The organism is Hymenobacter taeanensis, assembly GCF_013137895.1.
GTDB classification, from domain to species: Bacteria; Bacteroidota; Bacteroidia; order Cytophagales; family Hymenobacteraceae; genus Hymenobacter; species Hymenobacter taeanensis.
In genome coordinates, this window is the sequence record NZ_CP053538.1 from 2,855,840 (window position 1) to 2,869,639 (window position 13,800).

The 13,800-nt window shown below is 50.8% G+C and carries 11 protein-coding genes; 3 read left to right on the forward strand and 8 right to left on the reverse strand.

Annotated elements, in window-relative coordinates; translation table 11 throughout:
• Positions 1 to 134: 134 nt before the first annotated feature.
• The 7 genes from HMJ29_RS12140 to HMJ29_RS12170 all read right to left on the reverse strand — a co-directional run bounded on the left by HMJ29_RS12140 (position 135) and on the right by HMJ29_RS12170 (position 9,670).
• Positions 135 to 1,205: a M42 family metallopeptidase gene (locus HMJ29_RS12140; RefSeq protein WP_171591747.1), complete on the reverse strand. Its 1,071-nt coding sequence runs from the start codon at positions 1,203 to 1,205 to the stop codon at positions 135 to 137.
• 299 nt (positions 1,206 to 1,504) lie between these two features.
• Positions 1,505 to 3,073 carry an acyl-CoA carboxylase subunit beta gene (locus HMJ29_RS12145; RefSeq protein ID WP_171591748.1) on the reverse strand — a complete coding sequence of 523 codons (1,569 nt, stop codon included), beginning with the start codon at positions 3,071 to 3,073 and terminating at the stop codon, positions 1,505 to 1,507.
• Positions 3,074 to 3,260: 187 nt separating this feature from the next.
• Positions 3,261 to 4,154 (reverse strand): glycosyltransferase family 2 protein, encoded by an 894-nt coding sequence (locus HMJ29_RS12150; protein ID WP_171591749.1) that lies wholly within the window; start codon positions 4,152 to 4,154, stop codon positions 3,261 to 3,263.
• 97 nt (positions 4,155 to 4,251) lie between these two features.
• A complete protein-coding gene (locus tag HMJ29_RS12155; protein ID WP_171591750.1) occupies positions 4,252 to 5,271 on the reverse strand; it encodes a polysaccharide deacetylase family protein in 1,020 nt (339 codons plus the stop codon).
• Positions 5,268 to 6,071, reverse strand: coding sequence for a class I SAM-dependent methyltransferase (locus tag HMJ29_RS12160; RefSeq protein WP_171591751.1), 804 nt, complete (start codon positions 6,069 to 6,071; stop codon positions 5,268 to 5,270). The genes HMJ29_RS12155 and HMJ29_RS12160 overlap by 4 nt, the downstream gene beginning before the upstream one ends.
• A 211-nt stretch (positions 6,072 to 6,282) precedes the next feature.
• A complete protein-coding gene (locus tag HMJ29_RS12165) occupies positions 6,283 to 8,904 on the reverse strand; it encodes an ATP-dependent Clp protease ATP-binding subunit (protein WP_171591752.1) in 2,622 nt (873 codons plus the stop codon).
• Between the two features lie 121 nt (positions 8,905 to 9,025).
• On the reverse strand, positions 9,026 to 9,670 hold the full coding sequence (locus HMJ29_RS12170; protein ID WP_171591753.1) for a WbqC family protein: 645 nt from the start codon (positions 9,668 to 9,670) through the stop codon (positions 9,026 to 9,028).
• 178 nt (positions 9,671 to 9,848) lie between these two features.
• Between HMJ29_RS12170 and HMJ29_RS12175 the strand changes: the two genes are divergently transcribed.
• Positions 9,849 to 10,724, forward strand: a complete 876-nt coding sequence (locus HMJ29_RS12175; RefSeq protein WP_171591754.1) for a hypothetical protein — start codon at positions 9,849 to 9,851, stop codon at positions 10,722 to 10,724.
• Positions 10,724 to 11,650 (forward strand): lysophospholipid acyltransferase family protein, encoded by a 927-nt coding sequence (locus tag HMJ29_RS12180; protein WP_244679285.1) that lies wholly within the window; start codon positions 10,724 to 10,726, stop codon positions 11,648 to 11,650. The genes HMJ29_RS12175 and HMJ29_RS12180 overlap by 1 nt, the downstream gene beginning before the upstream one ends.
• 72 nt (positions 11,651 to 11,722) lie before the next feature.
• Here the strand turns inward: HMJ29_RS12180 and HMJ29_RS12185 are convergent, their stop codons facing one another.
• Entirely contained in the window at positions 11,723 to 12,352 is a 630-nt protein-coding gene (locus HMJ29_RS12185) for an L-threonylcarbamoyladenylate synthase (protein ID WP_171591755.1), read from the reverse strand.
• A gap of 368 nt (positions 12,353 to 12,720) precedes the next feature.
• On the opposite strand from HMJ29_RS12185, the gene mltG reads away from it, so the two are divergent.
• Entirely contained in the window at positions 12,721 to 13,797 is a 1,077-nt protein-coding gene (mltG, locus tag HMJ29_RS12190; protein WP_171591756.1) for an endolytic transglycosylase MltG, read from the forward strand.
• The last annotated feature ends 3 nt before the right edge of the window (positions 13,798 to 13,800 follow it).

Below are 13,800 nucleotides of genomic sequence, written 5' to 3' on the forward strand. Positions count from 1 at the left end.
AAGTGGGTGAAGGCACTAAAAAACGGGCGCTGCCATAATGAGTAAAGGATCTTATTGCACTTAGAAGAATGGCCTAGTAAGAACCACTCAAGTGCAACAAGATCCTTTATAGTACGCAGAACCGGTTGTGTAGCTTAGCTGAAATAGCGGAAGTCGTGGCCATCTTCAATGCGTAGCAGGGTCTCATAAATGAGTTTCGTTACGCTTTCTACGTCATCCTTATGCACAGTTTCAACGGTGGTATGCATGTACTTCAGCGGCAGCGAAATCAGGGCTGAAGCTACGCCAGCATTGGAGTAGGCAAAGGCGTCGGTATCGGTGCCGGTAGCGCGGGTAGCAGCGGCCCGCTGAAACGGAACCTCTGTTTGCTGGGCAGTTTCAATTATCAGGTCGCGCAGGTTGTTCTGTACAGCTGGGCCGTAGGTAATAACCGGCCCTTTGCCGCAGAAAATATCACCAGATGTTTTCTTTTCATACATCGGCGACTGCGTGTCATGGGTCACGTCCGTAATGATGGCTACGTCGGGTTTAATGCGGTGGGCAATCATCTCGGCGCCTCGTAGGCCTATCTCTTCCTGCACCGCATTTACGATGTAGAGGCCGAACGGCAGCTTTTTATCGTTCTCCTTCAGCATGCGGGCTACTTCCGCAATCATGAAGCCTCCGATACGGTTGTCCAGCGCGCGGCCCACGTAAAACTTATCGTTTAGCACGGTAAACTCGTCCTCAAACGTCACCACAGTGCCCACGTGGATGCCCATTTCCTCTACTTCTTCTTTAGAGGAAGCGCCGCAGTCGAGGAAAACGGTTTCAATAGTGGGGGCCTTGTCCTGCTCCACTTTGCGCACGTGAATGGCGGGCCACCCGAAAACAGCTTTTACAATGCCTTTTTTCGTGTGCAGGTTCACTCGTTTGCTAGGCGCAACTAGGGGGTCGGAGCCTCCATTCTTGCGCAGGTAGAGGTAGCCCTCTTTGGTGATGTAATTGACGAAGTAGCTGATTTCATCAGCGTGCGCCTCGATTACCACTTTGTACTTGGCCTCTGGATTAATAACGCCTACCACCGTGCCGTAAGTATCCACGAAATACTCGTCGATGTAGGGCTTGATGTACTCCAGCCACAGCTGCTGGCCTTCTTTTTCGAAGCCAGTAGGAGAGGGATTATTCAAGTATTTCTGGAGGAAGTCGAAGCTTTCTTGACGCATGAGGGAAGAAACTAATGTAGCAGGTAGATAGTGAAAGCTACCAATGAAGTGGCAAAAAGTGCAAAGCTGGATAAGAGTAAGTAATTACCGAGCATTCTGTTTTTCGAGTCAGACCATGAGCTACTGCGAGGTGGAGAGTACTCAACAATACTGGCAATCAAAATGATCAAGCCAATAATGAGTAGCAGCGGCGACAAAATAATCTGCACAACCACAAACCGAATACAGGCTCAGCTTATTAGCGCAATAATTGCTATAACAGCGGTAACCTTACTAATTTCTAGCCAAGGCATATAAGTTTACAGTGGAATGTTTCCGTGCTTCTTACGTGGCAGGGTATCTACTTTGTTCTCCAGCATTTTAAATGCCCGAATCAGCTTCTGACGTGTCTGAGAAGGCAGAATTACCTCATCTACGAAACCACGGTGAGCCGCCCGGTAAGGCGTGGCAAATTTCTGCTGGTACTCATCTACTTTCTCCTGCAGCTTGGCCTCTGGGTCTTCAGCCTGAGCAATTTCGCGCTTAAAGATGATTTCAGCGGCTCCTTTGGCGCCCATTACCGCAATTTCGGCGGTAGGCCAGGCATAGTTCATATCGGCCCCTATATGCTTGGAGTTCATTACGTCATACGCCCCACCGTAGGCTTTGCGGGTGATTACCGTAATACGCGGCACCGTGGCCTCACAGAAGGCGTACAGCAGCTTAGCCCCGTTGGTAATGATACCACGCCACTCCTGGTCGGTGCCGGGCAAGAAGCCAGGCACGTCTTCCAGTACCAACAGCGGAATATTGAATGAGTCGCAGAAGCGTACGAAGCGAGCAGCTTTGGTGCTGGCATTGATATCAAGCACACCGGCCAGCACAGCCGGCTGGTTACCCACAACGCCAATGCTACGGCCACCCAAACGGGCAAAGCCCACTACAATGTTCTCGGCAAAATTCTGGTGTACTTCCAGGAAGCTATCCGCATCAATAATTCCCTCAATCACCTCCCGAATATCGTAGGGCTGATTGGGGTTTTCGGGAATAATGGAGTCCAGCACTGGCCTAGCTTCATCTAGACCACTCTCGTAGGGGAGAGTGGGAGCCGTTTCCTCACAGTTCTGCGGCATGTAGCTCAGCAGACGCTTGAGGTAGTTGATGCACTCTACTTCGTTGGCGCAGGTGAAGTGCGTTACTCCACTTTTGGCCGAGTGGGTGCTGGCGCCACCCAGCTCCTCGCTGGTCACATTCTCGTGGGTTACCGTTTTCACCACGTTTGGGCCGGTCACGAACATGTAGCTCGTGTCCTGCACCATCAGAATAAAGTCAGTAATAGCAGGAGAATATACCGCGCCGCCGGCGCAGGGCCCCATAATGGCCGAAAGCTGAGGCACCACGCCCGAAGCCAGCGTGTTTTTATAAAAGATGTCGGCGTATCCACCGAGGCTTACCACCCCTTCCTGGATGCGGGCTCCGCCGGAGTCGTTGAGGCCTAGCACTGGCGCGCCGTTCTTCATGGCCAAATCCATAATCTTCACAATCTTCTCGGCGTGAGTTTCGCTGAGTGAGCCGCCAAATACCGTGAAATCCTGGGAGAACACGTACACCAAGCGACCATTTACGGTGCCGTAGCCCGTTACTACCCCGTCGCCGAGGTAATATTCTTTATCAAGGCCAAAGTCTTTGGAGCGGTGCATCACAAACTTGCCAATCTCCTCGAAAGAGCCTTCATCCATAAGTAGGTCAATCCGTTCACGGGCCGTGAGCTTACCCTTCTTATGCTGGGCATCAATGCGGGCTTGGCCGCCGCCCAATAAGGCTTCTTGATTTTTGCGGTCGAGAATTTCGAGTTTGCTTAGTTGGGCGTCAGTGTGCAAGTCAGACATTGGATGGGCTTAGGAATGCAGAGTGGGTGCTGTGAGTAGGAGGCCAAAGGTAACGTACCCGCAAAGAAAAGCCGCACCAGAATTCTGGTGCGGCATCACTACGAAAGCGTTGAGTTAGTAAAAGTGATTAGCGAAAAAGCGCACAGGCGTCACAATCATTCCACAGTCAAATTACTCCATAGCTATGCTATAGGTGCATGATTCGGGCAATCTTACTAAGTGCCTGCCTAAGTAATGAAATAGCGCTCAAATAAGGAGGTTTTGTTGAATACAGCGCTTGCTGTAAAAGCAACTCAATGGTTAGGTAGCGGTATGTTTGCTGACTTAAGTATTGCTCCAGCCATGTCAGATACCGTTTTCTTATGGCTTGATACTGACCCTGCGCATGTGAGGCATGCACTAATGAGTCGGCGCGTTGTCTGTATCTGTTAAAGCAGGCTGAAGAGATGAAGACAGGTTCACTTAGGTAAATTTTCATCAGAAAAACCTGATCCTCATACATACCCGAAAAGGCTTCATCGAACATGCCTATTCTAAGTAGGGTTTCTCGTTTAACTATAATTCCGCATACACAGGGGGCCGCTCCTTTACCCAACGGATAGAGTAGTTCACCTAATTGCGGGGGCTGAAATAGGGTGTTCTGTGGGCTGCCAACAGGTATAATAATGTCTGAGGTAGTAGAATGCCAGCTATGCCAATATTCGGATGCTTCACAAATCATACAGGCTTCAGGATTTTCCTGTAAAACTTTTACCTGATTTATTAAATACTCATTTAACCATACATCGTCGCCATCCAGAAAAGTAATAAGCTCCCCCTTGGCTTGGCTGATAGCTAAGTTTCTGCTGGCACTAAGCCCCCGATTAATACCCTGGTTATGCTCCAGATATATAATCTTATCAGGAAATAGTTGAGTGTATTTAGTGGCTATGCTTTTGCTGTTATCACTAGACCCATCATTGACTAATAAAAGCTGCCAGTTGATATAGCTTTGACTAAGAACACTATTAATCATCTCCTCTAGAAATGCCTCTTGATTTAAGAAGCATGTAATAATTGAGACAAGAGGTGTCAATGACATATTAATTGTATTTAATGGAAGTAAGGAGTTGTTTAAAGAATAGTTTAAATATTGATCATCAATGCATTTCGCTGACAAAAAATCACGGGGTATAGCACTAATTGTATTTTAGCCAATTGCGTATGTTAGTAGAAAATTCACTGGCGTTCCAATTATTAACTTGAAATCGACTTAGAGCAAAAGGATTGGATGATGCGGTAATTGTGGATGGATGCGTAGTCAGGGCTGATGTGAACCCAATCTTACTAACAATTGCCTGCGTAGCCGGAGATGTGTCACCGTAAGGATAGGCAAAATGTTGCACTGGCCTACTTAGCACCTGTTCGAGTGCGCTTTTGCCCAGGGCAATTTCAGCATACTGTTCCTCTAATGATAGCCCCGACAATGCCGGATGGGTAACCGTGTGTCCACCAATAGTAATGAGCCCAGTATCGGCTGCCTGGAGCATTAACCTAGTATCGCCGGTAGTGTACTCTGACCGATAATTCGGTTGCTGCAAACCCGCCCACTGTTTTATCCGGGCTAAGGCATTTTCTCTGTCAGCATGAGACATTTCCTTGAGTGCCTTCCAAACCATTATATACAACGCAGCTCGGCGAGTTGCGGGCGGTTGGTTGCCGTTCCAGACGTGATGGCGTTGTTTGATTTCAGTACTTAAAAAAGTTTCGTTCTCTAAATCGAAGCTCTGTGAAGACGAAATTGTTAGGGCTGTAAAGAATTGCGGAAGCTGAGGTTTATTAAGAAAAATATATTCAAGCTCATCCCACCAAAACTCCTTTTGATCGTTTATTGATCCGGTAGGAATAAAGAATGTGGCGGGTAAATTGTATTTACTAAGCAGTGGTAGCGCAATTGTATAATTGTCTATATATCCATCGTCAAAAGTTATAGCAATGCTTCTGTGTGGGAGAGTATTATACTTATGCTTTTTAATTAATGTATCTAATGATAGTACTTTGTAATTGTTTTTTAAGGTTTGCAGATGTTGTTCAAAAAAATCAGGGTTCACTGTTAATTGCCAAGCATCACTTTCACTATAGCCTATTCTATGATACATGAGTACTGCCGCTCTAGGAGCCACAGCGCGCTTTATCCTGTGTACTAATTTACTTATCATACAATGCTAGGTTTGGTAGCCATAGCGGTAATTATAAGTTGAAAGTGACTGTCGTTATAATCAAGTTCTTCTTTAGTTAACTCAGGAGCCCCCAGCCCATATAAGAAGCTAGCGGAAGTAAGTACGTTACCGTGTGTTTCTATTTTAACATTGCTATCCACGAAATATTCCTGCAACAGCTTTTTTATAGAGCTTCTGGTAAATGACCAAAGCCATATATCTTGCCACTCATCATGATCAATCTGGCTAATGCCCGGCACTGTTAGGAGTAGTGTTCCACCAGGCTTTAATACCCTAAAGCATGTGCCAATGGCTTGGCGGAAATCATAAATTAAGTGAAGAGTTTGGGTAAGTATAATGCAGTCGAATGTGTCGTCAGGGAGGTGTGGCGCGTTACTCAGGTCGCCGACATACGTGGCCTTCTCATTATTGGAGTTGACGTGAAGTATGTCACTTTTGGAAACGGCTTCCTTGCCATACGCTAGAGTGTACTCATTATCACCTATCTCAAGCACGTTGCCCCTGATTAAAGCAGCGTTTTTGTGTAGAAATCCTTCTATATAATAACGGTCTACAGGACCGCCGCGGTCATAGCCAAAGCAAGTACTGAGAGGAGTCACTCGTCTTAAATCTCCCAAATCTATTGGGCCCTGCTGTTTAATATACCTGCGTAATGCTGTGTTGCTCCATAGCGCTTTCTTAATGGGGGCTGGCATTACGGTTTTGAGTATTTTTCTGGCAATAGTGAGTACTGTTGAGCGCATTTGTATGGTGAGTGGAGTAACGTTTATGACTGACATAGCTTGAGGTCCGTACTAGCCTGTATAGCAACCGCTAGGCCACTTTGATTGAGGTTATCGCATAACCGGCTTAGTGCACAGGTTTGATATCAAGCTATTGTGGACGTGCAGTCGGATTTTGCTTACTTAGTTGGAAGCTTACAAGTACGAATAAAAAAAGGCCAACTTCTACATAGAAGTTGGCCTTTTTTTATTCGTTTGTGAAGGCAGATTACTCGCCTTTCTTCTTCGTGTCCTTTGGCTCGTCGTCCGTGGGCTCGGGAGCTTCCTCGGGCCGCTCATCGCTGGCTAGGTTAGGCGTTTCACCGCTCTTGCTTACAGCGAAGGTTAACTCTTCAGCCCCCTCGGTGTAGTCAGCCGTGATAACGTCGCCCTGCGCGATTTCAGCCTTCAGAATTTCCTCGGCAATCGGGTCTTCGATGTACTTCTGGATGGCCCGGTTTAGCGGACGTGCACCATACTTCGGGTCATAGCCTTTCTCAGCTACAAAGTCCTTAGCGGCATCGGTCAACTCCACACGGTAGCCCAGCGTCTGAATACGGCCCAGCAGCTTTGCCAGCGAGATATCGATAATCTTGTGAATGTCCTTCTTCTCAAGCGAGTTGAAGACAATCACGTCATCCAAGCGGTTGAGGAACTCAGGAGAGAAGGTCTTCCGCAGAGCGTTGGTGATGGTGCCCTTCGTCAGCTCATCCATGTTTTCCTGGCGAGCCTTGGTGCCGAAACCAATACCAGCCCCAAAGTCTGCCAAGTCACGTGCCCCAATGTTCGAGGTCATGATGATGATGGTGTTGCGGAAGTCAACCTTACGGCCCAGGCCATCGGTCAGGATACCATCGTCCAGCACCTGCAGCAGCAGGTTGTACACGTCTGGGTGAGCCTTCTCAATCTCGTCGAGCAGGATGACCGAGTAGGGCTTGCGACGGATTTTCTCCGTCAACTGACCACCCTCTTCATACCCTACGTAGCCGGGAGGCGCGCCCACCAGGCGCGATACGCTGAACTTCTCCATATACTCCGACATGTCGATGCGCACGAGGGCATCTTCTTTATCGAAGAGGTAAGTAGCCAGAACTTTGGCCAACTCCGTTTTACCAACACCGGTTGGGCCGAGGAATACGAACGAGCCAATAGGCTTCTTCGGATCCTTCAGACCTACGCGAGTACGCTGGATGGCTTTCACCAGCTGCTTAATAGCCTTGTCTTGACCGATTACTTTGCCCTGCAGTTCCTCGCCCATGTTCAGGAGCTTAGCACTTTCGTTCTGGGCAACGCGGCTTACCGGAATGCCAGTCATCATGGCGATTACTTCGGCCACATTTTCCTCTTTCACGGTGTAGCGCTTCTTCTTGGTCTCCTCTTCCCAGTCCTTCTTGGCCTGGTCGAGTTGATCAATCAGCTTCTTCTCCGTGTCGCGGAGCTTGGCGGCTTCCTCATATTTCTGCGACTTCACCACGCGGTTTTTCTCCGTCTTGATGTTCTCAATCTGCTCTTCAAGCTTGAGAATATCCTCGGGAACCACAATGTTGTTAATGTGCACCCGAGCGCCAGCCTCATCAAGAATGTCGATGGCTTTGTCTGGCAGGAAGCGGTCAGACATATACCGGTCCGACAGCTTTACGCAGGCCTCAATGGCCTTGTCGGTATACACCACGTGGTGGTGGTCCTGATACTTGTCTTTGATGTTGTGCAAGATTTCAATGGTTTCCTCCGGCGTAGTTGGATCAACCATTACCATCTGGAAACGACGGGCCAGAGCGCCATCCTTCTCGATGTACTGACGGTATTCATCCAGCGTGGTAGCCCCGATGCATTGAATTTCGCCGCGGGCTAGGGCTGGCTTGAACATGTTGGAAGCATCCAGCGAGCCGGAAGCACCACCAGCACCCACAATCGTGTGGAGCTCATCAATGAACAGAATTACGTCGGGCGACTTTTCCAGCTCGTTCATCACGGCCTTCATGCGCTCCTCAAACTGACCGCGGTACTTGGTACCAGCTACCAGCGAGGCCAGGTCAAGCGTAACCACGCGCTTACCAAACAGCACCCGGGACACTTTCTTCTGGATGATGCGCAGGGCGAGGCCTTCGGCAATAGCCGTTTTACCAACGCCAGGCTCACCAATTAGGATGGGGTTGTTCTTCTTGCGGCGCGACAGAATCTGAGCAACCCGCTCAATTTCTTTCTCGCGACCTACAATGGGGTCAAGCTTGTCTTCTTCCGCCAGCTTGGTCAGGTCACGGCCGAAATTATCGAGCACCGGAGTGCGCGATTTCTCGCCGCCCTTCTTCGGAGCAGCTCCGGCGCCCGCACCACCGCGGCCGGCCGAGCCTCCAAAGAGGCGGTCGTTGTCGTCATCATCGGCCTCGGGGCCGTTGGTGGGGTTGTTCGCCGTGTTACCGTGGTAGTCCAGCGAATCGCGCACAGATTCGTAGTTCACGTTGAATTTGCTGAGGATTTGAGACGAGATATTGTCTTCATCGCGCAGAATTGACAACAGCAGATGCTCCGTGCCAATAATTTCGCTCTTGAAGATTTTGGCTTCGAGGTACGTGATCTTGAGAACTTTCTCGGTCTGTTTCGTCAGAGGGATAGATCCCGTGATGCTCGTGCCTTGCGTGGCCGTATTACGGGTGGCTTGCTCCAGGGCATATTTAAGCTCTTCCACTGATACACCCAATTTCTTGAGCAGACCAATGGCAGTGCCTTCCCCTTCGCGAATCATGCCCAGTAATAAGTGTTCGGTACCGATATAATCGTGCCCGAGCCGGATGGCCTCTTCCCGGCTCAAAGAGATGACCTCTTTGACTCGATTTGAGAATTTAGCTTCCATGCAGATAAGGTAGTGAAGAAATACGGAACCCCGCAAGCGCTGTTTACGCGAATTCCGGGGATTGGGCCGCTAGTATCTGAAACAGATGGGAGCGGGTGAAGGTTCGGGGGCGACAGTTACACTACGCAAGAAAACTGCCGGCGGCCGGTCCCTGCATAAAGAGCAGGTCTAAGATGCTGAGTCCCGGTGCAAAATCTTTACCAAACGTTTGGGAGTAGGGCCGAACCGACGTCCTGTCAGGTTCTGCATTTTCTCGGGCTTTTGGTGACAGCCAATCCCGCCGGTCCTGCCAAGCATCACCGGCCGGCGTCGGCAATTCCGTAGGAGGGTAGGAGGGGTGGTACTCAGCGGTAAAATGGATTGGGATAGGTAAGCGCAGACACCGCAGGTAAAAACGCAGAAAAGCCAGATTTAACTCAAAGAGGAGTTGTGGTTTATCTGCGTAGATATCGTGCAGGTAATCGGCGTAATACTCAAAATACGGGGTGCCGCCATATGCGGTTTGCAGAGTACGCCAGTGCTGGTGAATCCAGTTTTGACGGTAGTCAATCTCAATGGCGGACGTCAATACTTTTTCGCTACGGTTGCCATCTACTACCGGCACCGTGAGTGGCTTTATGCCCTGGGCCGTGAGAATAAGGCAGCGGTTTCGGTAAGTTTGTTTGCGATAATGCTCCTGTGTTTCCAGCCACAGTTCTTGGGCTCCCAGCAGCTGACTGAAAAAGGCGAGGGGAGGATGGTACTGTGATTCAGAAACAAGCAACATGCTGCAAAAAGTTTGGTATCGGCTATAAGCTATGAAACGAAGCCGTGCTTCAAGCTGTAGGGGCCATGAGTGAAAAGCTGCCAGCTAGGCCAGTCAGGAAGCTGTAGGCTGCCTGAACCATTATCCTGCCGGTTCTCTTTTGCAGCTATACCTTCTACCTTTATCCCGACAAGCTGACATGATGCGGAATTTACTTACTCTTCTTCTGGCATTAACTGCCTTGTGTGCGCAGGCTGCCGCTCCACCCCAACTCCTGCTGGACGTCGCGCGCTTTCGCAATGAAGATCAGGTAGTAAAAGGCGGAGTGGTAGAAATTTATGCAACAGTATCAGGGCAGGCTCTCACGTACATGCGCCGGGGGCCTAAGCTGTTTCAGGCAGCAGCAACCGTTACACTGGAGGTTATCCGGCCCGATGGCAGCGCCGCTTACCAGGAAACGGTAACGCTGAAGCCGCCAGTATTACGTGACACAACGGCAGCCATCAAAAATCCCATCAGTTTTCAAAAGCGCATTGCGCTGCCAGAAGGCACTTACACCCTGCGTGGGCAGGTCCGCGACCAGTACCGGGCCGGCACCTCCACCATCACCGATTTGCCCTTGGTGATTAAGCCTGCCGCAACCAAACCCACCCTCAGCGACGTGGTGTTGCTGGCTAAGCCCGCCAGCCGTACCATTGCCGAAGGCAATAACTTCATCCGAAACGGATTCAGCTTGACTCGGGCACCCGGAGGCATGTATTCTCGGGGAACTGAGAAGCTTAATTTCTACGCTGAGCTATACAGCGCCCCTGTTGGGCAGCCGCTTTCGGTGCGCTATCGAGTACGTGCAACGGGGGCAGCCAAAGATGCAGCCGTTGCTACGAGTACCGTTACTGGCCAGGAAGGACGCCCTACGCCCGTGGTTGGCCAATTAGACTTAACCAAACTGCCGGCCGGAGAATACGTGCTGACAGTTGAAATTCGGAATGCTAAAAGCCAGGTGCTTTCTTCGCAAACCGCCAAAATGCGCTACAATCCGGCCGATTACGCACCGGCTGGTGCCGTTATGCCCTAATGAGTTCTACTACTTCCGCTTCCCGCTCATCCGCTCCATCATTTCCTTGGTATTACCGCCCCTTGGAGTGGTTGCTGATAGCCATTGCCAGTCTGCCTCTGGCGGTGTTGTATGGAGTGGCCTACGGCTTATATATACTGCTGGCCTACGTGGTGCGCTACCGGTACCGGGTGGTAGTGCAAAACCTGCGTAACTCTTTCCCTGAGAAAACCGATGCCGAAATAGAGCGGCTGGCTAAGCAGTTTTACCGACACTTCGCTGACTTGGTAGTCGAAATTCTCAAGCTGACGACCATCTCCCGGGCAGAGCTCACGCGGCGAGTAAGGCTAACCCACGCGGAAGTAGCCGACCGGTTTTTTGCACAAGGGCGGCCGGTCATTGCCTTGGCCTCGCACGCCGGTAACTGGGATTGGGTGCTCTCAGCGGGCACGCTTCTTATGGGTGCTCCGGCCACCGGAGTATATAAGCCTTTAAGCAACCCCTTTTTTGAAAGCTTTATGTATCGGCTCAGGTCGCGCACGGGGGCAGGACTAGTACCCATGCGCGACACCCTACGCAACATGGTGCAGCACCGAGAGGCTGTGCGATCTATCAGCTTGCTCTCTGACCAAGCTGCTGGGCCCGAAGACCGACCCTACTGGACCACATTTATGCACCAGGATGCAGGCTTTTACACTAGCGCCGAACGGTTGGCGAGCCGTTTCAAATTCCCGGTGATTTACGTGGGTATCCGGCGCCTGCGCCGTGGCTATTACGAAATTGATTTAGCGGAGCTCTATGATGGTGATTCGCCGATTCCCACTGATAGTTACCCCATAACGGAGGCGTTTGTGCGGCATCTGGAGCAAACCATCCGGGAAAACCCTGCCGCGTACCTCTGGAGTCATCGGCGCTGGAAACACAAGCGCCCGGTAGCTACCACGTGATGGGGTATATAAACAAGAAGAGGCCTAGCAACTGCTAGGCCTCTTCTTGTTTATTGGGCTTGCCCAGAAGTATTACAGGTACTGCTCAATTTCACCAGCACCCTGCCGAATAATATCAAAATCCTCGTTGGTGCAGTCCACAACCGTGCTAGCTACGTTGTTGCCAAACCCGCCGTCAATTACCATATCTACCAAAGAGCGGTACTTCTCAAAAATGAGGTCCGGATCAGTGCTGTACTCAATGAGAGTATCATCATCATGAATGGAAGTGCTGACGATGGGGTTGCCCAGCTCCCGCACCAAACTGGTGCAAATCAGGTTGTCGGGCACCCGGATGCCTACCGTCTTGCGTTTTACTCCGCCGTAACGGGGCGCTTTGGCGCTGGCCTCAAAAATGAAGGTAAATGGCCCCGGCAGTGCCTTCTTCAGCACCTTATATACCGGCGTTGTGATACCGTGAGCATAGTCGCTGATATGGGAAAGGTCAGCACAGATAAACGACAGATTAGCCTTATCAGGATGTAGACCTTTAATACGGCAGAGCTTTTCTACTGCTTTAGCATTGTGAATATCACAGCCCAAGCCGTACACCGTATCGGTTGGGTAAATGATGACTCCGCCTTTGCGAAGCACTTCTACGGCCTGCAGAAGGCGGTTTTGAGGCGGGTTATCGGGGTGAATGCGAAGCAGCGTAGCAGCCATGGTTGAATCAGGAATAAGGGGGAAACACCAAGCCCACTACCGGCGGGTGGTGGGGGCGGTCAATGTACAAGGTGATAAAGTAACCTGCTACTCTTTTCGATAAAAAGGCAGGTTGAGTTGCGCTAGGCCACCCAAGAAACTAAGTAAGCCCGTCAGAAAAGAGTCTAGGGCTAATTTCGCTGCCGCTAATCTGTTTGTTAAGCGCAGACGAAGCGCGCCGCAGCGCCCGCCTGTAAATGACAGTCATACCCTGCGGCATAGCCACGGATAAGCCGTACTTTTGGCAGCCCAATTCATGCCAGTGGCCCTGCGTGGCCTACGCGGTAGTGGGAGCAACTCGTGTACCTTACTGATTCTTGCTTCGCCATATGGCCAAAACCCGCATCGATTATAAAGCCAACGCCACGCGGCGCCGAAACCGGTTTGCCTACATTACCGGTATTCTGGGCTTGCTCCTTATTACGTTCTCCTATTATTTCTACCAGGTATTCTTCACGCCAAACGTAGAAACCAATGGGCGCCCCACCTACGTGGTAGTGCGGCGCGGTGAAACCGCCAAGCAGGTGCTCGACTCCATTGATGCCAGCGGCGTTATCGTGGATAAGCTCTCTCTGCACTTTGTGGCGCGCCTGATGAAGTACGATCAGCTGGTGAAGCCTGGCCGCTACGAGCTGAAAGATGGCTATACCAACCGTGAGTTGATTAACGACCTGCGCACTGGCCGCAACCGCTTGCCGTTACGGCTCACCTTTCAAAACATCCGGCTGCGGGAAGATCTTGCGCGCAAGCTGGCCTCTACTATTGATGCCCGTCCCGGTCAGTTCGACTCGCTCCTAACCTCACCTGGTTATACTAAAAGCCTGGGCTTCGATACCACAAGCATCCTCACCATGTTCATCCCAAACACGTACGAGTTGCCCTGGAACGCATCGGCCAAGAACCTCATGCAGCGCATGAAAAAGGAGTACGAGAAGTTCTGGACGCCAGCCCGCGACGCCAAGCGCGAGAAGCTGGGCCTATCTCGTGCGGAAGTAAGCACCTTAGCCAGTATTGTAGAAGCTGAGCAGCAGCAGCACCCCGATGAGCGCCCCCGGGTGGCAGGCGTGTACCTTAACCGCCTCAAGCGCGGCATGAAGCTGCAAGCCGACCCCACCGTAGTGTATGCCAACCACGACTTCACCATAAAGCGGGTGCTGAATGTGCACCTCGCTAAAGACTCACCCTATAATACATACAAGTACGCGGGGCTCCCGCCTGGCCCTATCAACCTACCCAGCATTGCCAGCATTGATGCGGTTTTGAACCCGGAGAGCCACGAGTACCTGTACTTCTGTGCGAAAGAAGATTTCAGTGGCTACCACGCCTTTGCCCGCAACGAGCAGGAGCATCTGGTAAATGCCCACCGCTATCAGGCCGCCCTAAGCCGCGCCGGCATTATGAAGTAAATG